Consider the following 20179-nt stretch of genomic DNA (forward strand, 5'->3'; position numbering starts at 1 on the left):
TGAGAATAACTCGCATACATTCGCTCCTGCAAACGCCTCGCAGGAGTGATTCGAGCGGTCATGTACATCTGCATTTGCAACGCCATCCGTGAGAATGATTTGCGCAAAGCCGCGCTCGCCTGTGATGGCGATGCCGAGGCGACCTATGCCTGCCTCGGCAAGCGCCCGAATTGCGGCCAGTGCCTTGATGAAGCGCAGGAAATCATCGACGCCGAACGCGCCGCTGCGCGCTGCGATTTCCTCGCAGTAGAAGCCGCCTGACCCGCGATTGCGAACGGCTCGCAAGCGACTGATTCGCAAAGATTTTTCCTCGCCCGCCCTTGCGTAGAGCCCTCGGCAGCGTCTAAACTGACGCCAATGCCGCAACCCGGCTTTGACATTGCGCAAAGGACATTCCCATGAAGGGCGACCCCAAGGTCATCGACTATCTGAACCAGGCGCTCACCAACGAGCTGACCGCGATCAACCAGTACTGGCTACACTACCGCGTGCTCTCGCACTGGGGCGTGACCAAGCTTGCCGCCTATGAGCGCAAGGAATCGATCGAGGAGATGGAGCACGCCGACAAGCTGGCGGAGCGGATCCTGTTCCTCGACGGGCTGCCCAATTTCCAGGCAATCCACAAGCTGAAGGTCGGCGAGACCGTCGAGGAGATCCTGCGCGCCGACCTCGCGCTCGAGGAGGAGGCGATCCCGCTGCTGCGCGACGCGATCGAATACAGCGAGAGCGTGCGCGATTATGTCAGCCGCGACCTGTTCGAATACATCCTCAAGAACGAGGAGGAGCACGTCGACTTCCTCGAAACCCAGTTCGAGCTGATCGAGCGCATGGGCCTGCACAATTACGTGCAGCTGCAGAGCGCCCCGGCAGGCGACAGCTGAGTCGCTAAGGGAAAGCCGAAGGGCTGATGAAAAATGGGGCAGGGTCGTGGCGCGATCCTGCCCCTTCGTTTATGGATTGTCCCCGCGGGTCGCTCGTCGTCTGCCGCTTCTTGGCACACGATCGGGCGCGGCCAGACCTTCGGCCTTTTCGCTACCCGCGGCGCCGCCTAATCCTTGTGCAGCTGGTGCCCGCGCGCGGCCAGGCGCGTTTCGAACAGGAAGAAGCCGAGGCCCGTCACCAGCAGCGCCATGGTCAGCACCCAGAAGCCGGCGATCAGCGTGCCGATCTGCGCGAGGATGTAGGCGGAGATGAACAACAGGCCGATGACGAGGCTGATCATCACCGCCGCCGCCGTCGTGAACATGACCGCGCCCTGCATCAGCTTGCGGCGGCGTATCAGCCACGCGATCTCGCGCGCCTGCTTGGCGGTGCGCTGCTCCTCGATCCGCGCCTCGAGGTTCTCGATCCGCGTGGCGATCCAGATCATGCGGCTCATGATGACATTCATGATCGCGCCGATCCCCGACAGGAGGAAGGCGGGCGCAAGGCTCAGCTGTACCACCTGCTGCACGCGCGGGGTGGAGGCGGTGCGCTCGAGGAGCTCGCTGGCGAAGGGTGTGTGGAGGACCGCTGCAAGGAGGTCGAGGCTCGCCATCACCCGTCCTTGGCGTAGGGGTTCTTGTTGGTCTTGAGCGTCACGCGCACCGGCACCGCATCGAAGCCGAGCTTCGCGCGGATGCCGTTGACGAGATAGCGCTCGTAGCTCTTGGGGAGGAGGTCGAGGCGGCTACCGAAGATCACGAAGCGCGGGGGGCGCGTTCCCGCCTGGGTGATGTAGCGCAGCTTGATCCGCTTGCCGCCGGGGGCAGGAGGCGGGTTGGCTTCCATCGCGTCATCGAACCAGCGGTTGAGGGCCGAGGTGGAGACACGCTTCGACCACGCCTCGCGCAGCTCGAAGGCGGCGCCGAGCATCTGGTCCAAGCCCTTGCCGGTCTTGGCGCTCACCGCGAACAGCGGTAGCCCGCGCACCTGCGCCAACCCATCGTCGAGCGCCGCGCGGATGCCGTTGAACAGCTTGCTCGCGTCCTCCGCCACGTCCCACTTGTTGATCGCGATCATCAGCGCGCGGCCTTCCTCGAGGACGAGGCTGGCGATCTTCAAGTCCTGATGCTCGAGGCCCTGCGTCGCGTCGAGCAGCAGCACCACGACCTCGGCAAAGTCCACCGCCCGGCGCCCATCCGCCACGGAAAGCTTTTCGAGCTTCTCGGTGACGTTCTTCTTCTTGCGCATCCCCGCGGTGTCAATCAGGCGGATCTCGCGGGTTTCGCCCGATTTGGGATCGGTCCATTGCCAGTCGATCGCAATCGAATCGCGGGTGATGCCGGCTTCGGGGCCGGTCAGCAGGCGGTCTTCGCCGAGCAGCCGGTTGATGAGAGTGGACTTGCCCGCATTGGGCCGCCCGACAATGGCGAGTTTTAGAGGGCCGGAGGGGCGGTCTTCCTCGTCCATCTCGCGCCACTCGGCGCGGGCGATCTCGTTCGCCTCTTCCCATTCCTCGGCCTTGGCGCCGATGATCGGCCACAGCCCGCCGAACAGATCGGCGACGCCCTCGCCATGCTCGGCCGACATGGCAAGCGGCTCGCCGAGGCCGAGGGCGTAGGCTTCCAGCACCCCCGCCTCGGCAGCCGCCCCTTCCGCCTTGTTGGCGACGACCACGACGGGGACCTCCTGCTCGCGCAGGTAGCGGGCGATTTCCTCGTCGAGCGGCGTCAGCCCCGCGCGCGCGTCGACCACGAAGACCGCCGCGTCCGCGCCCGCGAGGCTCGCCTCGGTCTGCTTGCGCATCCGCCCGGGGAGCGAAAGCTCGTCCTCGTCCTCCCACCCGGCGGTGTCGACGATCGTGAAGTGTAGCCCCGCGATCACCGCGTCGCCCATCCGGCGGTCGCGGGTCACGCCCGGCTGGTCGTCGACCAGCGCGAGCTTCTTGCCCACCAGCCGGTTGAACAGCGTGGACTTGCCCACGTTGGGGCGGCCGATGATGACGACTTCAGGCTTCTTGGGGAGGGACATGGCCCGGCCCAAGTGGGCGCAAACGCCCCTTTTGGCAAGCTGGGAGGGGCCTCAGCCCTGCGCCTTAGTCCTTTCGGGCGACCGGCGGGTTGTCGCCCAGATCCTCATACCACGCCTCGACCGGGCCGGTGAGCTTGATCGTCAGCGGCTGGCCTTTGCGATCGACCGCCTTGCCCGCCTGCACCCGCACCCAGCCTTCGGAAATCGAGTATTCCTCGATATCGGTGCGCACCCGGTCCTTGAAGCGGATGCCGACCCCGCGCTGGAGCTTCTCCGCGTCGAAGAATTCGCTGCGCGGATTGACCGACAGGCGATCGGGCGGAACGTCGTTGCCGGACGCGACGGGGGCGGTTTCGGGGGTTTCTTCGCTCATGGCCCGCGCCTCTATCGGTGGATTGGCCGGGCATCAAGCGTGTTGCGCTTGCCCTTTTCCCGCGAGACGGATAAGGGCGCTCGCTGATACGCGCGGGGGGCCATGCTTCCCGCGCGGCTTCGTTCGGGCAAGCGGGCGTGGCGAAATTGGTAGACGCACCAGATTTAGGTTCTGGCATCGCAAGATGTGGGGGTTCGAGTCCCTTCGCCCGCACCAATTCGCCGCGCGCGGCCAGTCCCGACCTTACGGATTTCTAGCGTAGAAGGCACCACCAGTTCCCATGCAGACCCAGCAGACCGTCAACGAAGGCCTCAAGCGCGGCTACACGATCACGATCACCGCCGCGGAACTCGCCGCCAAGATCGAGGCCGAGATCAAAAAGATCGCGCCGCAGGTCCGCATGCCCGGCTTCCGCCCTGGCAAGGTGCCCGCGAACCTCGTGAAGAAGATGCACGGCGAGGCGCTGCACGGCCAAGTGGTCAACGACACGATCCGCGAATCGGTCGACAAGCTGATCCGCGACGAGGCGCTGCGCCCGGCGATGCAGCCCGAGATCGGCCTCAACGAGGACTACGAGGAAGGCAAGGACGCCGCGATCACCGTCAGCCTCGAAGTGCTGCCGACCATCGAGGCGCCGGCGATCGACGGCCTCAAGCTCGAGAAGCTCGTCGTGCCCGTGACCGACGAACAGGTCGACGAGGCGCTGGGCAACATCGCGTCGCAGAACAAGAGCTACACCGACGCGCCCAAGACGAAGAAGGCCGCTGACGGCGACCAGTTGATCATCGACTTCGTCGGCAAGCTGGACGGCGTCGAGTTCGAAGGCGGCAAGGCCGAGGACGCCGCGCTGGTGCTCGGCTCGGGCACCTTCATCCCCGGCTTCGAGGACCAGCTCGTCGGCGTTAAGGCCGGGCAGGAAAAGACCATCACGGTCACCTTCCCCGAGAACTACCAGGCCGCGCACCTCGCCGGCAAGGAAGCGACCTTCGACATCACCGTGAAGGCGGTGAAGGTCGAGGGCGAGACCAAGATCGACGAGGACTTCGCCAAGAGCCTCGGCCTCGACAGCCTCGACAAGCTGCGCGAGATCATGAAGGGCCAGCTCGAACAGCAGACCGCCGGCCTCACCCGCACCGCGATGAAGCGCGCCCTGCTCGATCAGCTGGCCGCGGGTCACAGCTTCGAGGTGCCGGGCACCATGGTCGAGGCCGAGTTCGCGCAGATCTGGCAGCAGCTCCAGCAGGAAGCCGCCAGCGAGGAAGATCCGGCTGCCGCGCTCAAGCAGATCGAGGACGAGAAGGACGAGTACCGCTCCATCGCCGAGCGCCGCGTGCGCCTCGGCCTGCTGCTCTCGGAAATCGGCCAGGCGAACGGCGTCGAGATCAGCCAGCAGGAAATGTCCATGCTGATCCAGCAGGCGGCGATGCAGTATCGCCCCGAGGATCGCGAGCGTTTCGTGCAGTACATCCAGTCCGAGCCGATGGCCGCCGCCCAGCTGCGCGCGCCGCTTTACGAGGACAAGGTCGTCGACTTCCTGTTCGACAAGGCCGAAGTCACGGAACGTGAAGTGACCGTGGAGGAACTCCAGGCCGCGATCGAGGCCGAGGACGGCGCCGCGCCCGCTCCGGCTCCGAAGAAGGCTGCCGCCAAGAAGAAGGCTCCGGCCAAGAAGGAAGCGGCCGCCGAGGAAGCGCCTGCTGCCGAAGAAGAAGCCAAGCCCGCGAAGAAGGCTGCCGCCAAGAAGGCCGCGCCCAAGGCGGATGCGGCTCCGGCCGAGGACAAGCCTGCCAAGAAGGCCCCGGCCAAGAAGGCGGCTGCCAAGAAGTAAGGCGCCAAACTCCCCTCCCGCTTGCGGGAGGGGTTGGGGGGTGGGCTTCTCCCTTCCCTTGACGGTAGAGCCCCCACCCCCTGACCCCCTCCCCGAGGGGAGGGGGAGAATCAGGGCGACGGTTTCCACGGCGCGAAGGTCAGCGCGGGCAGCTTGGCTGTCCGCGCTTTTTCGTAGGCCGCGCCGGCCTTCAGCACCTCGTGGTCCTGCCACTGGCCGCCCATGATGCTGAGGCCGATCGGCAGCCCCTCGACCCCGCCCATCGGCACGGTGATATGCGGATAGCCCGCGATCGCGGCGAGATAGCCCGCGCCGATCCGGCCGCTGAAGTTGTCGCCGTTGACGAGATCGGTGCTCCACGCGGGCCCCTGCGTGGGGGCGACCAGAAAGCTCACCTTGTTGTCGGCGAGCAGCTTGTCGATCCCCTCGGCGCGGGTCAGGCGGCGCAGGGTGGCGATGTTCTTGGCATAGGCCTCGGCGTCGGTGGTCTTCAGCGCCTGCTCGAACAGGTCCTGCCCGAACCAGCGCAACTCCTCGCGCGCGTTGGCGGCGTTGAAGGTGACGAGGTCGGCAAGGCTGCGCGGCCCGCCGGTGCCCGGGCGGGTGGAGAGGTACTTGTCCATCTCTACCCGCAGCTCGTAGAGCAGCACCGGCAGCGAGGCCGCCCACATCTCGGGCGAGGGCTTGTACTCGACATCGACCACCTCGGCGCCCGCGCGCTTCAGGTCTGCGAGCGCCGCCTCGAACAGCGTCTTCACGTCGGCACGGCTCCCTGCCGCATCACGAAGCACGCCGATCCGCACACCCTTCAGCGAGGCTGTGTCGAGCCCGGCGGTGTAGTCGGTGACCCGCTTCGCCTCCAGCGTGACGGGATCTGCCTGGTCTTCGCCCGCGATGGCGGTGAGCAGCAGGGCGGCATCGTAGACGGTCTTCGTCATCGGCCCGGCGGTGTCCTGGCTCGAGGAGATCGGGACCACGTGGGTGCGGCTGACGATGCCGACCGAGGGCTTGAAGCCGACGAGGCCGTTGATGCTCGCGGGGCAGGTGATCGAGCCGTTGGTCTCCGAACCGATCGCCGCCCATGCGAAGCCCGCCGCCACGCCTGCGCCGCTGCCGGAGGAGGAGCCGCAGGTGTTGCGGTCGATGGCGTAGGGGTTGCGGGTGAGGCCGCCGACCGCGCTCCAGCCGCTGGTCGATCCGCTGGAGCGGATGTTCGCCCATTCGGAGAGGTTGGCCTTGCCCAGCACCACGCCGCCCGCGGCCCTCAGCTTGGCGATCAGCGGCGCATCGCGGCCCGTCGCGTTGTCCTTGAGGGCGAGGGAGCCGGCGGTGGTCGGCAGTTCGCGGGTCTCGATGTTGTCCTTGACGAGCACCGTGCGCCCCTTGAGCGGGAGGCGCTGGGCCGCGCGGACCTGCGCGGTGATGTCGGGCGCCAGGGCGATCACCGCGTTGATTCCCTGCGGCCCGTCGTCGAAGCGCATGATCCGGTACACCTGGCCGACGGCGGTGGCCTCGGCCGGGCCGCTGCTGGGGCCGAGCTTCTCGACGCCGGGCGGCAGCTCCACTTTCGGCACCTCGATCCGGACCACCGGCTTGTCGTCTGCGGCGGCTTCCTGTGCAAACGCGGCGCTGGCGGTGGTAACAAGAAGCAGGGCGAGGGCCGATCGGCCGATGGTGCGATGGATCATGGCCGACAGATGTGCCACGCCTGCGCCACGGCTCAAGTGGGAAAACACCTGTGACGTCGGCGCGCGCCCCCGGGCAATTCACAGGGACAAGGTAAACGCCCTTGAAATTGCCCCTGAGGCTCCGACATAGCCGTGACGAAACACCTGAAGGACGAAGAACCCACATGATCGACCTGTTCGGCAACTCCGGCGAGACCTACGGCACCCAGGGGCAATTCACCCGCGATCCGGTCACCGGCGCGCTGGTGCCGGTGGTGGTCGAGCAGACCAGCCGGGGCGAACGCAGCTTCGACATCTTCAGCCGCCTGCTGCGTGAGCGCATCGTCTTCGTGAACGGCCAGGTCGAGGACGGCATGGCCTCGCTGATCATCGCCCAGCTGCTGTTCCTCGAAAGCGAAAATCCTTCGAAGCCGATTTCCATGTACATCAACTCGCCGGGCGGGGTGGTGACGGCGGGCCTCGCGATCTTCGATACCATGCAGTACATCAAGCCGCGCGTGTCGACGGTGTGCATCGGCCAGGCCGCGTCGATGGGCAGCTTCCTGCTCGCCGCGGGCGAGCCGGGGATGCGGATCGCGCTCCCCAATGCGCGGATCATGGTCCACCAGCCCTCGGGCGGGGCGCGCGGGATGGCCGCCGACATCGAGATCCAGGCGCGCGAGATCCTGCGCATCCGGGCGCGCATGAACGATCTCTACGTCAAGTTCACCGGCCGCTCTCTTGAAGAGATCGAGAAGGCGATGGACCGCGACACCTTCCTCGAGGCCGAGGAGGCGCGTGCCTTCGGCCTCGTCGACAAGGTGTTCGAGACCCGGCCCGAGAACGAGGAAACCGGCGTCGAGGACGGTTCGGGCGGCGCGCCTGAGTAACACCCCCTACCTCGCTGCGCCCGCCATCTGCACCGCGGCGGGACAGGCTGCGACAAGCCGTGGTTTTCCCGCGCCTTCGCGAAGGCGTGCCCCATGGTAAGGGCACGAAAACCCGCGCGATGTGTTGATTCATCGCGCGCGAACGATACACTTGCAGAATCCGCCCGGGCTGTCTCGGCACCCCGGGCCGCGGATTCGAGGACACAGGAATGACCAAATTGAGCGGATCCGACAGCAAGAGCACCCTCTACTGCAGCTTCTGCGGGAAGTCGCAGCACGAGGTGCGCAAGCTCATCGCCGGCCCCACCGTGTTCATCTGCGATGAATGCGTTGAGCTCTGCAACGACATCATCCGTGAAGAGACCAAGGCCGGGATCGCCGGCAAGAAGGACGGCGAGATCCCCACGCCGATGGACATCTTCACCACTTTGAACGACTACGTGATCGGCCAGGACCGGGCGAAACGCGTGCTCTCGGTCGCGGTGCACAACCACTACAAGCGGCTCAAGCACTCCGGCAAGGCGGGCGATGTCGAACTGGCGAAGTCGAACATCCTGCTCGTCGGCCCCACCGGCTCGGGCAAGACCCTGCTCGCGCAGACGCTCGCGCGCACCTTCGACGTGCCCTTCACCATGGCCGATGCCACCACGCTGACCGAAGCCGGCTACGTGGGCGAGGACGTCGAGAACATCATCCTCAAGCTGCTCCAGGCCTCCGACTACAATGTCGAGAAGGCCCAGCACGGGATCGTCTATATCGACGAGATCGACAAGATCACCCGCAAGGCCGAGAACCCCTCGATCACCCGCGACGTTTCGGGTGAGGGCGTGCAGCAGGCGCTGCTGAAGCTGATGGAAGGCACCACCGCGAGCGTTCCGCCGCAGGGCGGGCGCAAGCATCCGCAGCAGGAATTCCTGCAGGTCGACACGACCAACATCCTGTTCATCTGCGGCGGCGCCTTTGCCGGCCTCGACAAGATCATCGCCGACCGCTTGCAGAAGCGCTCGATCGGCTTCGGCGCGCATGTCGCCGATCCCGATAAGCGCCGCGTGGGTGAATTGCTCGAGAAGTCCGAGCCTGAGGATCTCCTCAAGTTCGGCCTGATCCCCGAATTCGTCGGCCGCCTGCCGGTGATCGCCACGCTGCACGATCTCGACGTGCCCGCGCTGGTGACGATCCTCAAGGAGCCGAAGAACGCGCTGGTCAAGCAGTACCGCAAGCTGTTCGAGCTGGAAGACGTCGAACTTACCTTCACCGACGATGCGCTCCAGGCGATCGCCGAGCGTGCGATCAAGCGCAAGACCGGCGCACGCGGGCTGCGTTCGATCGTCGAGGGCCTGCTGCTCGACACGATGTTCGACCTGCCCGACATGGAAGGCGTCACCGAAATCGTGATCGACGCCGATGTGGTCGCGGGCAAGAAGGAACCGATCCGGGTGCATGGCGGCGAGGCTGCGAAGAAGGAAGAGGCGGCGTAAGTCATTGCGCCCTTAATAGCCGGGCGGCGGAAATCCGTCCGCCCTGGCTTTCCTCACGTCTTTGTTGGCCCATCGCTTCGCTATTTGAGGCCATAAGCTGGGGCGGGTGTACAGCCTTGCGGTTGCTGCGCGGCCGGTCAGCGGCTCCCGGAGCGCCTCAGCAGCTCGGAGACGGTGACAACCTCGTAGCCCTGCGAATGCAAGCCATCGAGGATGATCGGCAGCGCTTCGCGCGCGACGTGATTGTGTTGATACATCGGGTGGATCAGGATGATTGATCCCGGCCGGACACGGGCCAGAATGTCCTGCGCAAAGGCGCGGGGCTCGGTGAATCTCTCGGGCTGATCCTCGACGTCCCACATGATCGTCCGGTAACCGGCGCGCTCAGCTTCCAGCGGCAAGCCGATCAGCCGCTTGCCGAATGGCGGGCGGAATAGGTTCGTGTCGCTTCCCGCGGCCTTCAGCAGTGCGTCCGTTCGCGCGATTTCAGCGGCATAGAAGGCCTGCGAGCGGCCAAGGTTGCGCTGGTGCGAGTAGGTGTGATTGCCGAGCTCGTGCCCGGCAGCGACGAGGCGCTCGGCCTGACCGGGGAATCGCTCCATCCGGTTGCCTATGAGGAAAAAGGTGGCGGTGATCCCGCGCGGCCCCAAGGCGGCAAGCACCGCGTCGACACCTTCCGGGGTGGGCCCGTCATCGAACGTCAGGGCGACCACCTTGCCCTCGGTGTTCACGCGGCACGTCACTTCGCCCACCAGTTGAAAGCAGCGCGCCTTCGAGAGCTGCCAGACAGCGGCGGCCGAGAGTGTGAGAACGATCGCGGAGGCGATGATGGTGGTGCGAAAGCGAGCGTTTCGGGCGACTTTCATGGCCAAAGGTTAAGCTTTCCTGCCGGCGACGCAAACCAAACCCCGCCCGGCCCTGGAGGAAGGCCGGACGGGGTCGGAGGAAGCGCTGCCCCTCGGGTGGGGGATGAGGGGGAGAGGGGCAGCGCCAGCCGGAAAACCGGACTCAGGCCGGCAGGAACACCCCGTCGGTCACATGGACCACGCCGTTCGACGTCGCGACATCGGCCTGCGTCACGGCGGTGGCACGGCCCTTTTCGTCGGTGATCACGATCTTGCCGCCCGAGAGGCGCGCGGTCAGTTCGCCGCCCGCGAGCGTTTCGATCACCGCCTCGCCGTGCCCCTGCTTGATCAGCTTGACGAGGTCGGCGCTGGTCACCTTGCCTGCGACCGCGTGGTAGGTGAGGATGCCGGTCAGCGTGCCCTTGTTAGCGGGCTTCACGAGGGTCGCCACGGTGCCCTCAGGCAGCTTGGCAAATGCGGTGTCGGTGGGGGCGAAGACGGTGAAGGGGCCGGGGCTCGACAGGGTGTCGACCAGCCCCGCCGCCTTGACTGCGGTGACCAGCGTGTTGTGGACGCCGGTGCTCATCGCCACCTCCACGATGTTCGGCCTTGCAGCGGCCGCCGCCTTGTGGCCGTGCGCGGCGGCGGGGAGGGCGGCAAGCCCGCCGGTCATGGCGAGGGCGGCGGCGGCGGCGGCAAGGATGTGCTTGGTATTCATGGCGGGGCCTTTCGTGGCGGGATGGTTGGGTCGGTCGGCAAGCCCTCCCGCCTGCCTCGAATGCTACGGAACCCTGCGGCAGCCGGATGCAGAGCCCTGTCCCGATGCGCTTTGCTGTCCGGCCAAGAAAAACCCCACCGGACCCAAGGGGAAGGTCCGGCGGGGTCGGGCAAGGCGCGGCCCCTCGGTTGAGGGGATGGGGGCGAGAAACCGCGCCCGCCGATCAGGCCGCTCAAGCGGGGAGGAACACCCCGTCGGTGACGTGGATCACGCCGTTCGAGGTCTTCACGTCCGCCTTGGTGACGGTGGTGCGGCCGCCCTTGGCATCGGTGATCACGACCTTGCCGCCCTCGAGCGCGGCGGTCAGCTTGCCGCCCTGCACGGTGGTGATCGTCGCCTTGCCGCCGTTGGCGTTGATGAGCTTGACGAGATCGGCCGAGGTCACCGCGCCGGGGACGGCGTGGTAGGTGAGGACCGCGGTGAGCGTCGCCTTGTTCTCGGGCTTGACCAGCGTCTCGACGGTGCCGGCGGGCAGCTTGGCGAAGGCAGCGTCAGTGGGCGCGAAGACCGTGAAGGGGCCGGGGCCGGACAGCGTGTCGACGAGGCCGGCAGCCTTCACGGCGGTCACGAGGGTGTTGTGCATCCCCGTGCTGGTCGCGGTCTCGACGATGTTCGCGTCGGCCTTGGCGGCCGCGTTGTGCATATCGGCCATGGCGGGCACGGCAACGAGGCCGCTGGTGGCGGCGAGGGCGGCACCGACGGCGAGGGTCAGGGTCGTCTTGGGGTTCACGATTTTTCTCCGTTCTTGAATGTCACGTGTGCAAGCCCTCCCGCTTGCACAAGGGTTTACGCGCAAACGGCGGATCGGATGCGCTGCTCGCCCAAGACAGGGACGAGTGGTCGCACGGTTGCGGCGAAGCGCCTAGACGCGGCTGAATGCGCCCGTGGCGACCACCGGCCCCGCGTCCTGGCCCTCGGGCTTGCCGCCGAGCGGTTCGCGCGTCAGCACGAGGCCCGCGCCTTTCTCAAGCGCCTCGGCGAGAGGATGCGGCAGCGGCATGGAGTGGACCTCGCCTGGCGCAACGACGCCCAGAGACTGCGGGATTCCGCCCCCGGCGGGCACCAGCCACAGCTCGTGATCGTGCACCCCGTCGGGCGTCAGGCCGATCGCGGCGATCACCATCCGCTCGCTCTCGGGGATATAGGTGACGTCGAGCCTGAGGCCGCTCTCGCCGATCGGCACGGTTGCGACGAGCGGTGCGGCAGCGATGGTCCTGGCCTGCTGCGCGTCCGTTCCCGAGCGCGCGGGCGCGAGCACAAATCCCCATACCAGCGCGACCGCCGCGGCGATGCTCGAAAGCCCCGCGACCCATTGCCAGCGCCGCAGCCGGGCTTCGAGCGCGACGACGTTCGCGGCGGATGCTGCGGGCCCCTCGGCCGGCTGCTGCGCGGCGATGCGGGCGGCAATCGCTTCCCACACGTGCGCGCCCGGTTCCGCGCCCGGGAAGCCGTCGGAGAGCGGGGCGAACCAGCCGTCCCACCATTCCTTGCGCCACGCGAAATCGCGGTCGGTGGCATATTTCCCGCGCGCGGCGAGCAGTTCCTCGCCCTCGAGCAGGCCGAGCGCCCACTCGGCGGCGAGCATCGGATCGTCGCGCGTCACGCCGTTGTCCGGTGTGGTCTCGGGGCCGCTCATGCCGCCTCGCTCTTTTCAAAACAGGCGCGCAGCCGCTGGAGCCCGCGGCGCACCCAGCTCTTCATCGTGCCGAGCGGCACCCCGGCGCGCTCGGCAAGCTGGGCGTAGGTGTAGCCTTCGAAGAAGGCCGCGCGGATGTGCTCCTGGGTGCGCGGGTCGAGTTCGGCGAGGCACTTGTGGATCTGCGCGCTCTGCTCGGCATCGATCAGCAGCGCGTCAGCCAACGGGCTCTCGTCCGGGAGGGGCGCGGCCTCCTCGACCGGCACGGCGCCGCCGCGCACCTTGCCGGTGCGCAGGCGGTCGATCGCGCGGTTGCGCGCGAAAGCGGCCAGCCACGCGATGGGGCTGGCGCGCGCCGGATCGTAGCGGTCGGCCCGCTGCCACAAGTTCACATAGACGTCCTGCAAGGCGTCCTCGGCTTCCTTCCTGTCTCCTAAGATACGCAAGGTGATGCCGAACAGCTTCACCCGGGTCGCGCGGTAGATTTCCTCGAGCGCGGCCTGGTCCCCGGCGGCGAGCCGCGCCATCGCATCGCGCAGCGCCTCGCGGGCCTCGTCGTTGGTGGGGCGGGGGCGAGGGTGGGCCGCCATCAGCAGCCGGTCCCGCAGGGCGCGCCGCAAGGCTCCTCGCCGCTTTCGACCTGGATCGTTACGTGGTGGACGCCGAAGCGGCGCTCGAGGCTTTGGGCGAGGTCGCGCAGAAAACTGTCCTTGGCCGGGCGGCCCGGCATGACGAGGTGCGCGGTCAGCGCGACTTCGGTGGTGGACATCGGCCAGACGTGCAGATCGTGGACCGCCACGACCCCCTCGAGGCTTGCAAGATGCTGTTTCACCTGCGCAATGTCGATCCGCGCGGGCGCGGCGAGCAGCCCCATCGCGAAGCTGTCGCGCGCCAGGTCCCAAGTGCCCCAGGCGATGACGGCGAGGATCGCGAGGCTCACCAGCGGGTCGATCCACGCGATGCCGGTGAGCACGATGGCGAGCCCCGCCACCACCACGCCCAGCGACACCGCCGCGTCGGCCGCCATGTGGAGATAGGCGCCGCGGATGTTGAGATCGTCCTGACCGCGCAAAAACAGCATGGCGGTCAACGCGTTGATCGCGATCCCGATCCCGGCGACGGCCATCATCGCGGTGCCCTCCGGCTCGGCGGGGTTCAGCATCCGGTGGAGGGTCTCGAACCCGATCGCGCCGATCGCCACTGCCAGCAGCAGGGCATTGGCAAGCGCGGCGAGGATCGTCGAGCTCTTGTAGCCGTAGGTAAACCGCCCCGAGGCCGGGCGCTTGGCGGCGATGCTGGCGGCCCAGGCGAGGGCGAGGGCGAGCACGTCGGACAGGTTGTGCCCCGCATCGGCGACCAGCGCCATCGAGCCGTAGATCAGCCCCGCGCCCGCCTCCAACACCACGAAGGCGGTGTTGAGCGCGATGCCTACGGCAAAGGCGCGGCCGAAATCCTTGGGCGCATGGCTGTGCCCGTGCCCGTGTCCGTGGCCATGGCCGTGCCCGTGGCCATGATGATCGTGCGGATGGGCATGAGCGTGCATCACGCGGTCACTTGTAGACGCAGGCATCGAGCCCGTCACGCCTGACGATGCCGATGCGGCGTTCGATGCGCCGGCCGTGGCGCGCCAGCCATCCGCCGGGGTTGGTCACCGCGCGCTTCTTGGGACTGGGGAAGGCCGCCGCCATGCGCGCCGCCTCGCGCGGGGTCAGGCGCGCGGCGGAGTGGTTGAAATAGCGCTGCGCCCCGGCTTCCGCGCCATAGGTCCCGATCCCGGTTTCGGCGACGTTGAGATAGACCTCCATGATCCGCCGCTTGCCCCAGATCAGCTCGATCCAGAAGGTGAACCACGCCTCGATCCCCTTGCGGACATAACCGCCGCCCTGCCAGAGGAAGACGTTCTTGGCGGTCTGCTGGCTGATCGTCGAGCCCCCCCGGATGCGCCCGCCTTCCATGTTCTCGCGCCAGGCCTGCTCGATCGCCTCGGCATCGAAGCCGGAATGCTCGCAGAACCGCGAATCCTCCGCCGCGACCACCGCGCGCACGAGGTTGCGGTCGATGTTGTCCAGGGATTCCCAGTCGCGGGTCGCGCCGTTGCCGTCCATCAGCATGGTCGCGGTGATCGGCACGGGCACGAACTTGAACAGCACCACCAGCACCAGCGTCAGCCCGACGAAGCCGGCAATCGCCTTGGCGAGGAAGCGCAGGAGCATCGGGATCATCGCACACGCTCTAGCGCAGGGCGGGCGGGGTGGAAAGCATGGGCCTTGCGGTGAGCCCCGCGGCTCGGTTAGCTGCTGCCACAACCAACCCGGGGGGACCTTCCATGCGCCTGTTCCACGCCGCCGCCAGCGCCCTTGCGCTCGCTCTCGCCAGCCAGCCTGTCGCCGCCGAGGACCTCGCCACCAAGGCCGCGATCGAGGGGGAATACGACAGCTACCTCGCCCCGCTGTTCCTCGAATTTCACCAGAACCCGGAGCTCGGCTTCCTCGAGAACCGCACCGCCGCGAAGATGGCGGCCGAGCTGAAGGCCGCCGGGCTCACGGTGACGACCGGCGTCGGCGGCACCGGGGTGGTCGGCATCCTCAAGAACGGCAAGGGCCCGACGATCCTGATCCGCGCCGACATGGACGGTCTTCCGGTCGAGGAGAAGACCGGCCTCGCCTATGCTTCGCGCGCGAAGCAGGTCGGCGAGGACGGCAAGGAATACCCCACCATGCACGCCTGCGGGCACGACACGCACATCACCGCCATGCTGGCCACCGCGCGGCGGCTTGTGGCCACCAAGAGCCAGTGGAGCGGCACGCTGATGTTCGTCGTCCAGCCCGCCGAGGAAGGCGTGCGCGGCGCCAAGCGAATGATGGAGGACGGGCTCTACCAGCGCTTCGGCAAGCCCGATTATGCGCTCGCCTTCCACGTCGCGGCAGAGCTGGAGACGGGCAAGGTCTCGGCCTCGGAAGGCATCCAGTATTCCTCCTCGGATTCGCTCGACATCATCGTGCCCGGCATCGGCACCCACGGCGCCGCGCCGCATCTGGGGCGCGATCCGGTCTACATCGCCTCGCAGATCGTCACCGCGCTGCAATCGATCGACAGCCGCGAGATCTCGCCGGTGAAGCCCGTGGTGGTGACGGTCGGCTCGTTCCATGCCGGGTCCAAGCACAACATCATCTCCGACGAGGCGGTGCTGCAGGTGACGGTGCGCGCCAACGACGAGGAAACCCGCGAACAGGTGATCGCAACGGTCGAGCGGATCGCGGTCAATATCGGCAAGGCGCACGGCCTGCCCGAGAACCTGCCGGTCAAGGTCAGGCGCGGGTCCGGCACGCCGACGACGATCAACGACGGCGCGCTCGCTCGGCGGCTCAACGCAGTGATGAAGCGCGAACTGGGCGAGGCGGCGGTGGTGCCCTTCGAGCAGAAGAACATGGGCGCGGAGGACTTCACCTATTTCGTCGGCCCCGACACGGGCGTTCCGGGCTACTACTTCGCGGTCGGCGGCACCACGCCCGAACGGATCGCGGCGGCGAAGGCGGGCGGGCCGCCGATCGCCGGGCACCACTCCCCCCTGTTCCAGATCGCCCCGCGCGAAAGCATCACGCTGGGCGCCCGGGCAATGGTCGCGGCGGTGCTGGACCTTGCTGCGAAGAAGTGAGCGTTCGCGCGATGTTTCACGTGAAACATCGGCGGGGGTGATTGTGCTTGGAGAAGCTGCCGCGACGGGGTTGCGGTAGCCTTTCTGTTGGATCTTGGGGAGCCTTGAACCCCCAGTCCGTTCGTCCTGAGCTTGTCGAAGGACTGTTCTTCTTCAACGCGTTACGCGCCGGACTCAAGGAAAGTGCGGCCCTTCGGCAAGCTCAGGGCGAACGGCCCAGCCGGGGTGTGATCCAACACGTCACGAATGCCCGGCGAGGGAGACCCTGACGGAGGCGAAGCGGGGCTAAGGGGGGTCTGGCAGGGGTCTGCCGGGGGTCGAGGGCGGGCTGGCGCCCTTCTTGCCGCATCCAACATCCGGAGCCGGGCGGCTTGTGGCCGTCCTACACGGCGACGCGATGATCCATCAGGTCGACACCTCGTGCCGTTCTCCTAGCGCGTAGTCGCGAGGCCACGCGACGCGGGGTGTCTCGACTTCGCTCGACACGAACGGGAGATCGGGGACCTGGGGCGAACGAAAGGAGCAAGGCCAAGGCTTTTCCTGACCTGCGCCGCCGCCCATGCGGAAAGCCCCCCGGCCTCGCGACCGGGGGGCTTTGCAATCCGGGCCTGACGAGGGCGCTTACGCGATGCCCGGCAGCAGGCGCTCGCCGGCGATCCGCTGCATCGCCTTCTGGAGCTTCTCGAAGGCGCGCACCTCGATCTGGCGGATGCGTTCGCGGCTGACGTCGTATTCCTGGCTCAGTTCCTCGAGCGTCTGGGGCTTCTCCGTCAGGCGGCGTTCGGTGAGGATGTGGCGTTCACGCTCGTTGAGGCTTTCCATCGCCTGCCCAAGCATTTCCATGCGCAGCTGCGATTCCTGGCTTTCGGCGACGGTTTCGTCCTGGAGCGGCCGGTCGTCCGCCAGCCAGTCCTGCCACTGGCCCGAGCCTTCCTCGTCGCCGCGCAAGCTGACGTTGAGCGAGGCATCGCCGCCCATCATCATGCGCCGGTTCATGTTGACGACTTCCTGCTCGGGCACGCCGAGGTCGGTCGCGATCTTGGCGAGATCGTCAGGGCGCAGGTCGGAGTCCTCGTAGGCGTCGAGGTTCTTCTTCATCCGCCTGAGGTTGAAGAACAGCTTCTTCTGTGCAGCCGTGGTGCCCATCTTCACGAGGCTCCACGAGCGCAGGATATATTCCTGGATGCTCGCCTTGATCCACCACATCGCGTAGGTCGCGAGGCGGAAGCCGCGATCGGGTTCGAACTTCTTGACGCCCTGCATCAGCCCGACGTTGCCTTCCGAGATGAGGTCGGCAACGGGCAGGCCATAGCCGCGGTATCCCATCGCGATCTTGGCAACGAGCCTGAGGTGGCTGGAGACGAGCTGGGCGGCGGCCTCGGGGTCCTCGTGCTCCTGATAGCGCTTGGCGAGCATGTATTCCTGCTCGGCGGTGAGCACCGGGAACTTGCGGATTTCCGAGAGATAGCGGTTGAGCGACTGCTCGCCGCTCAGCGCCGGGACCGAGGTGGTCTTGGACTTGGTCACTGCTTACCTAACCTTTCTGGCGTCGACCGCGTTGCGCAGGACCCCTGATGGGCATCCCGCGGAGTGGGTCACGGGTTGTGTATATACGCGATTTGGCGACGAATGGTTGCACGTTTCATCGATCACTATGGCGCAGTTGGTCGATCAGCGTGGCCATGTCTTGCGGACAATCGCTCCGGAACAGGACATTCTCGCCGCTGACCGGGTGGACGAACCCCAGCTGCGCCGCGTGCAGCGCCTGACGGGCGAAGCCGAGTCGCTCGAGGACCGGGCGCAGGGACTTGGGGGTGCGGCCATAGGCAGGGTCTCCCAATAGCGGATGGCCGATTGACGCACAGTGAACGCGCACCTGGTGGGTACGGCCGGTCTCCAGCCGGCATTCGATCACGGCGCTTCCATCGAGCCGCTCGAGGGTTCTGTAATGGGTGATCGCCGATTTGCCGCGCGAGGAATTGTTGGGGAGCACGGTCATTTTCTTTCGGTCGCCGTCCGACCGGCCAAGCCGCGCGTCGATGGTGCCTTGCGCGGGCGAGGGGTGCCCGGCGCAGACCGCGAGATAGCGGCGGTGGACGGTGTGCGCGGCGAACTGCGCGGCGAGCCCCTCGTGCGCGGCGTCGGTCTTGGCGACCACCAGCAGCCCCGAGGTGTCCTTGTCGATGCGGTGCACGATCCCGGGCCGGGCGACGCCGTTGATGCCCGAGAGCTGCCCCCGGCAGTGGTGGAGAAGCGCATTGACCAGGGTGCCGGTAAGGTTCCCCGCCGCCGGATGAACGACGAGGCCCGCAGGCTTGTCGACGACGACGAGGTGCGCGTCCTCGAAGGCGATGACCAGCGGGATCGCCTCCGGCCCTGCTGCGGCCGGCGCGGCTGGGGGGACGTGAACCGCGAAAGCCGTGCCCGCGGCGACCTTCGCGGATGGGGAGGTGGCGGGCCTGCCGGCGATCTCGACCCGCCCGTCCTCGATCAACCCCTGCACCCGCGCGCGGCTGAGCCCGGTCGCTTCGGCCAGCGCCTTGTCGAGGCGGGCGGGGGCTTCGATGGTGCCGGTGATGATTTCGCTGCTGGACACGCAGCCCCTCTAACCGTCCGCCCTGAGCTTGTCGAAGGGCCGTCTTTCACTTAGCCCACCTGGATGGGGTTCTGGGCCTATATGCTCCACTGCCGCGGCGGTGTGTTCTACGCGGGTCACACCGATGACCTCGAGCGCCGGATTGCGCAGCACAAGTCCGGCACCATTCCGGGCTTCACAAGCGAGCGCTTGCCCGTCGAGCTTGTCTGGGCACAGGAATTTCCCACCCGCCACGAAGCCAAGGCCGCCGAACTCAGGATCAAGGGCTGGTCGCGCGCGAAGAAGCTGGCGCTGATCAGGGAGGACTGGGACGCGATCTCAAGGTTGGCGAAGAGGAAGGGCAGCCCTTCGACAAGCTCAGGGCAGGCGGAGATAGAGGTTTCCGCTCAGGCCCTCGCCGCCATGCGTGCCGCCGCCGCCGCCGCGCATCCGCATGAGGCCTGCGGCATCCTGCTCGGCGAGGGCTCGCGCATCACCGAAGCGCGCGCGGCGCGCAATGTCCACCCCGCGCCCCGCACCCACTTCGAGATCGACCCTCAGGCGCTGATCGACGCGCACCGCGCGGCGCGCGGCGGAGGGCCGCAGGTGATCGGCTACTTCCACTCGCACCCTTGCGGCCCCGCCGCCCCCTCCGCCACCGACCGCGCCTGCGCGAGCGGGGACGGGCGGGTGTGGGCGATCCTCGGCGAACCGGACGCCGTGACGTTCTGGCGCGACGGGGAAGCGGGTTTCACCGCACTTCCCTTATGCCTGACGGACGGTTAGGGAAGCGCGATGATGTCCCAGACCGATCTTGCCGCGATGCTGTGCTCGCGCCTGTGCCACGATATGCTCTCGCCGGTCGGCGCGCTCGCCAACGGGCTGGAGCTGCTCGCGGACGAGCAGGACCCGCAGATGCGCTCCAAGGTGATCGAGCTGCTCGAACAGTCGGCGAAGATCAGCACCGACAAGCTGAAGTTCTTCCGCCTCGCCTTCGGGGCGGCCGGCGGCTTCGGCGAGGCGATCCCGATCGAGGAAGCCAAGGACGTGATCGACGCGCTCGCCTCGGACGCCAAGCGGGTCACGGTGCAATGGGCGGTGCCCGAGCCGAGCCTGCCCAAGCCGGCGGTCAAGGTGCTGCTGAACCTTGCGCAGATCGCGCTGGATTCGCTGGTGCGCGGCGGCACGCTCGACATCGGCGCGGAACGGCGCGAGGGCGCGGTCGAGATCGTCGCCCGCGCGCGCGGCGACCGGATCGCCTTCGACGAAACGATCGGCCGCGCGCTGCAGGGCGACCTCCACGAAAGCGAGATCACCAGCCGCACCGCCGCCGCGCACATGATCAGCGTGCTCGCCGCCGAGATGGACGGCGGGCTGCAATACAAGCTCGGTGACGGCGCGCTGGTGCTGGGCGCGGTGCTGCCCGAACCCGAAGGCCTGATCGGCTAGGGGCGCGCGCGTGTCGGGGGGCACCGGAGACGACGAGCTGGTCCACCGCGAGG

21 protein-coding genes and 1 tRNA gene are annotated in these 20179 nt (G+C 67.4%); 9 read left to right on the top strand and 13 right to left on the bottom strand.

Annotated elements, in window-relative coordinates; translation table 11 throughout:
* Window positions 1-60 precede the first annotated feature (60 nt).
* Window positions 61-261 (top strand): (2Fe-2S)-binding protein, encoded by a 201-nt coding sequence (locus tag OPU67_RS10795; RefSeq protein ID WP_267619572.1) that lies wholly within the window; start codon window positions 61-63, stop codon window positions 259-261.
* A gap of 137 nt (window positions 262-398) precedes the next feature.
* The gene (gene bfr, locus OPU67_RS10800) at window positions 399-881 is read left to right on the top strand and encodes a bacterioferritin (protein WP_267619547.1); all 483 of its coding nucleotides are present in this window, start codon (window positions 399-401) and stop codon (window positions 879-881) included.
* 167 nt (window positions 882-1048) lie between these two features.
* On the opposite strand, the gene OPU67_RS10805 is transcribed toward bfr, so the two are convergent.
* The 3 genes from OPU67_RS10805 to OPU67_RS10815 all read right to left on the bottom strand — a co-directional run bounded on the left by OPU67_RS10805 (window position 1049) and on the right by OPU67_RS10815 (window position 3325).
* A complete protein-coding gene (locus OPU67_RS10805) occupies window positions 1049-1537 on the bottom strand; it encodes a DUF2721 domain-containing protein (RefSeq protein ID WP_267619548.1) in 489 nt (162 codons plus the stop codon).
* Complete coding sequence (der, locus tag OPU67_RS10810; protein WP_267619549.1) at window positions 1537-2952, bottom strand: ribosome biogenesis GTPase Der; 1416 nt, start codon at window positions 2950-2952, stop codon at window positions 1537-1539. Before der ends, OPU67_RS10805 begins: the two co-directional genes overlap by 1 nt.
* Before the next feature lie 64 nt (window positions 2953-3016).
* Window positions 3017-3325: a DUF3297 family protein gene (locus OPU67_RS10815; protein ID WP_267619550.1), complete on the bottom strand. Its 309-nt coding sequence runs from the start codon at window positions 3323-3325 to the stop codon at window positions 3017-3019.
* A gap of 131 nt (window positions 3326-3456) precedes the next feature.
* On the opposite strand from OPU67_RS10815, the gene OPU67_RS10820 reads away from it, so the two are divergent.
* Window positions 3457-3541: transfer RNA gene (locus OPU67_RS10820), tRNA-Leu, on the top strand.
* 64 nt (window positions 3542-3605) lie between these two features.
* Window positions 3606-5153, top strand: coding sequence for a trigger factor (gene tig, locus OPU67_RS10825; RefSeq protein ID WP_267619551.1), 1548 nt, complete (start codon window positions 3606-3608; stop codon window positions 5151-5153).
* Between the two features lie 110 nt (window positions 5154-5263).
* On the opposite strand, the gene OPU67_RS10830 is transcribed toward tig, so the two are convergent.
* Window positions 5264-6841: an amidase gene (locus OPU67_RS10830; protein ID WP_267619552.1), complete on the bottom strand. Its 1578-nt coding sequence runs from the start codon at window positions 6839-6841 to the stop codon at window positions 5264-5266.
* Window positions 6842-7005: 164 nt separating this feature from the next.
* Between OPU67_RS10830 and OPU67_RS10835 the strand changes: the two genes are divergently transcribed.
* A complete protein-coding gene (locus OPU67_RS10835; RefSeq protein WP_267619553.1) occupies window positions 7006-7710 on the top strand; it encodes an ATP-dependent Clp protease proteolytic subunit in 705 nt (234 codons plus the stop codon).
* A 209-nt stretch (window positions 7711-7919) separates the two neighbouring features.
* Window positions 7920-9188 carry an ATP-dependent Clp protease ATP-binding subunit ClpX gene (gene clpX, locus OPU67_RS10840; RefSeq protein ID WP_267619554.1) on the top strand — a complete coding sequence of 423 codons (1269 nt, stop codon included), beginning with the start codon at window positions 7920-7922 and terminating at the stop codon, window positions 9186-9188.
* A gap of 137 nt (window positions 9189-9325) precedes the next feature.
* On the opposite strand, the gene OPU67_RS10845 is transcribed toward clpX, so the two are convergent.
* From OPU67_RS10845 to mtgA, 7 genes are all read right to left on the bottom strand, one after another.
* Window positions 9326-10054 carry a polysaccharide deacetylase family protein gene (locus OPU67_RS10845; protein WP_267619573.1) on the bottom strand — a complete coding sequence of 243 codons (729 nt, stop codon included), beginning with the start codon at window positions 10052-10054 and terminating at the stop codon, window positions 9326-9328.
* A gap of 142 nt (window positions 10055-10196) precedes the next feature.
* On the bottom strand, window positions 10197-10751 hold the full coding sequence (locus OPU67_RS10850) for a fasciclin domain-containing protein (RefSeq protein ID WP_267619555.1): 555 nt from the start codon (window positions 10749-10751) through the stop codon (window positions 10197-10199).
* A 232-nt stretch (window positions 10752-10983) separates the two neighbouring features.
* Window positions 10984-11541 carry a fasciclin domain-containing protein gene (locus OPU67_RS10855; RefSeq protein ID WP_267619556.1) on the bottom strand — a complete coding sequence of 186 codons (558 nt, stop codon included), beginning with the start codon at window positions 11539-11541 and terminating at the stop codon, window positions 10984-10986.
* Between the two features lie 132 nt (window positions 11542-11673).
* A complete protein-coding gene (locus OPU67_RS10860; protein WP_267619557.1) occupies window positions 11674-12447 on the bottom strand; it encodes an anti-sigma factor in 774 nt (257 codons plus the stop codon).
* Window positions 12444-13037: a sigma-70 family RNA polymerase sigma factor gene (locus OPU67_RS10865; RefSeq protein ID WP_267619558.1), complete on the bottom strand. Its 594-nt coding sequence runs from the start codon at window positions 13035-13037 to the stop codon at window positions 12444-12446. Before OPU67_RS10865 ends, OPU67_RS10860 begins: the two co-directional genes overlap by 4 nt.
* On the bottom strand, window positions 13037-13990 hold the full coding sequence (locus tag OPU67_RS10870; protein WP_267619559.1) for a cation diffusion facilitator family transporter: 954 nt from the start codon (window positions 13988-13990) through the stop codon (window positions 13037-13039). Before OPU67_RS10870 ends, OPU67_RS10865 begins: the two co-directional genes overlap by 1 nt.
* A 7-nt stretch (window positions 13991-13997) precedes the next feature.
* Complete coding sequence (gene mtgA, locus OPU67_RS10875) at window positions 13998-14669, bottom strand: monofunctional biosynthetic peptidoglycan transglycosylase (RefSeq protein WP_267619560.1); 672 nt, start codon at window positions 14667-14669, stop codon at window positions 13998-14000.
* Window positions 14670-14773: 104 nt separating this feature from the next.
* On the opposite strand from mtgA, the gene OPU67_RS10880 reads away from it, so the two are divergent.
* Window positions 14774-16102, top strand: coding sequence for a M20 metallopeptidase family protein (locus OPU67_RS10880; RefSeq protein ID WP_267619561.1), 1329 nt, complete (start codon window positions 14774-14776; stop codon window positions 16100-16102).
* 621 nt (window positions 16103-16723) lie between these two features.
* Here OPU67_RS10880 and rpoH read toward each other — a convergent pair.
* Together rpoH and OPU67_RS10890 are read right to left on the bottom strand one after the other, a co-directional pair.
* Window positions 16724-17629 carry an RNA polymerase sigma factor RpoH gene (rpoH, locus tag OPU67_RS10885; protein WP_267619562.1) on the bottom strand — a complete coding sequence of 302 codons (906 nt, stop codon included), beginning with the start codon at window positions 17627-17629 and terminating at the stop codon, window positions 16724-16726.
* Window positions 17630-17744: 115 nt separating this feature from the next.
* Window positions 17745-18698, bottom strand: a complete 954-nt coding sequence (locus tag OPU67_RS10890; RefSeq protein WP_267619563.1) for an RluA family pseudouridine synthase — start codon at window positions 18696-18698, stop codon at window positions 17745-17747.
* A gap of 63 nt (window positions 18699-18761) precedes the next feature.
* Here OPU67_RS10890 and OPU67_RS16345 point away from each other — a divergent pair, with 63 nt between their 5' ends.
* Together OPU67_RS16345 and OPU67_RS10905 are read left to right on the top strand one after the other, a co-directional pair.
* The gene (locus OPU67_RS16345) at window positions 18762-19463 is read left to right on the top strand and encodes a Mov34/MPN/PAD-1 family protein (RefSeq protein ID WP_324255365.1); all 702 of its coding nucleotides are present in this window, start codon (window positions 18762-18764) and stop codon (window positions 19461-19463) included.
* Window positions 19464-19472: 9 nt separating this feature from the next.
* Window positions 19473-20126, top strand: coding sequence for a histidine phosphotransferase family protein (locus tag OPU67_RS10905; protein WP_267619564.1), 654 nt, complete (start codon window positions 19473-19475; stop codon window positions 20124-20126).
* Window positions 20127-20179: the final 53 nt, after the last annotated feature.

Origin of the sequence: Erythrobacter sp. WG, assembly GCF_026586795.1 — a bacterium.
Lineage (GTDB): Bacteria > Pseudomonadota > Alphaproteobacteria > Sphingomonadales > Sphingomonadaceae > Erythrobacter.

Excerpts from the sequence above, each read along its gene's own strand:
- OPU67_RS10795 (WP_267619572.1), top strand. The coding sequence starts at position 61 with ATGTACATCTGCATTTGCAACGCCATCCGTGAGAATGATTTGCGCAAA.
- bfr (WP_267619547.1), top strand. The coding sequence starts at position 399 with ATGAAGGGCGACCCCAAGGTCATCGACTATCTGAACCAGGCGCTCACC.
- OPU67_RS10805 (WP_267619548.1), bottom strand. The coding sequence starts at position 1,537 with ATGGCGAGCCTCGACCTCCTTGCAGCGGTCCTCCACACACCCTTCGCC.
- der (WP_267619549.1), bottom strand. The coding sequence starts at position 2,952 with ATGTCCCTCCCCAAGAAGCCTGAAGTCGTCATCATCGGCCGCCCCAAC.
- OPU67_RS10815 (WP_267619550.1), bottom strand. The coding sequence starts at position 3,325 with ATGAGCGAAGAAACCCCCGAAACCGCCCCCGTCGCGTCCGGCAACGAC.
- tig (WP_267619551.1), top strand. The coding sequence starts at position 3,606 with ATGCAGACCCAGCAGACCGTCAACGAAGGCCTCAAGCGCGGCTACACG.
- OPU67_RS10830 (WP_267619552.1), bottom strand. The coding sequence starts at position 6,841 with ATGATCCATCGCACCATCGGCCGATCGGCCCTCGCCCTGCTTCTTGTT.
- OPU67_RS10835 (WP_267619553.1), top strand. The coding sequence starts at position 7,006 with ATGATCGACCTGTTCGGCAACTCCGGCGAGACCTACGGCACCCAGGGG.
- clpX (WP_267619554.1), top strand. The coding sequence starts at position 7,920 with ATGACCAAATTGAGCGGATCCGACAGCAAGAGCACCCTCTACTGCAGC.
- OPU67_RS10845 (WP_267619573.1), bottom strand. The coding sequence starts at position 10,054 with ATGAAAGTCGCCCGAAACGCTCGCTTTCGCACCACCATCATCGCCTCC.
- OPU67_RS10850 (WP_267619555.1), bottom strand. The coding sequence starts at position 10,751 with ATGAATACCAAGCACATCCTTGCCGCCGCCGCCGCCGCCCTCGCCATG.
- OPU67_RS10860 (WP_267619557.1), bottom strand. The coding sequence starts at position 12,447 with ATGAGCGGCCCCGAGACCACACCGGACAACGGCGTGACGCGCGACGAT.
- OPU67_RS10865 (WP_267619558.1), bottom strand. The coding sequence starts at position 13,037 with ATGGCGGCCCACCCTCGCCCCCGCCCCACCAACGACGAGGCCCGCGAG.
- OPU67_RS10870 (WP_267619559.1), bottom strand. The coding sequence starts at position 13,990 with ATGCACGCTCATGCCCATCCGCACGATCATCATGGCCACGGGCACGGC.
- mtgA (WP_267619560.1), bottom strand. The coding sequence starts at position 14,669 with ATGATCCCGATGCTCCTGCGCTTCCTCGCCAAGGCGATTGCCGGCTTC.
- OPU67_RS10880 (WP_267619561.1), top strand. The coding sequence starts at position 14,774 with ATGCGCCTGTTCCACGCCGCCGCCAGCGCCCTTGCGCTCGCTCTCGCC.
- OPU67_RS16345 (WP_324255365.1), top strand. The coding sequence starts at position 18,762 with ATGGGGTTCTGGGCCTATATGCTCCACTGCCGCGGCGGTGTGTTCTAC.
- OPU67_RS10905 (WP_267619564.1), top strand. The coding sequence starts at position 19,473 with ATGATGTCCCAGACCGATCTTGCCGCGATGCTGTGCTCGCGCCTGTGC.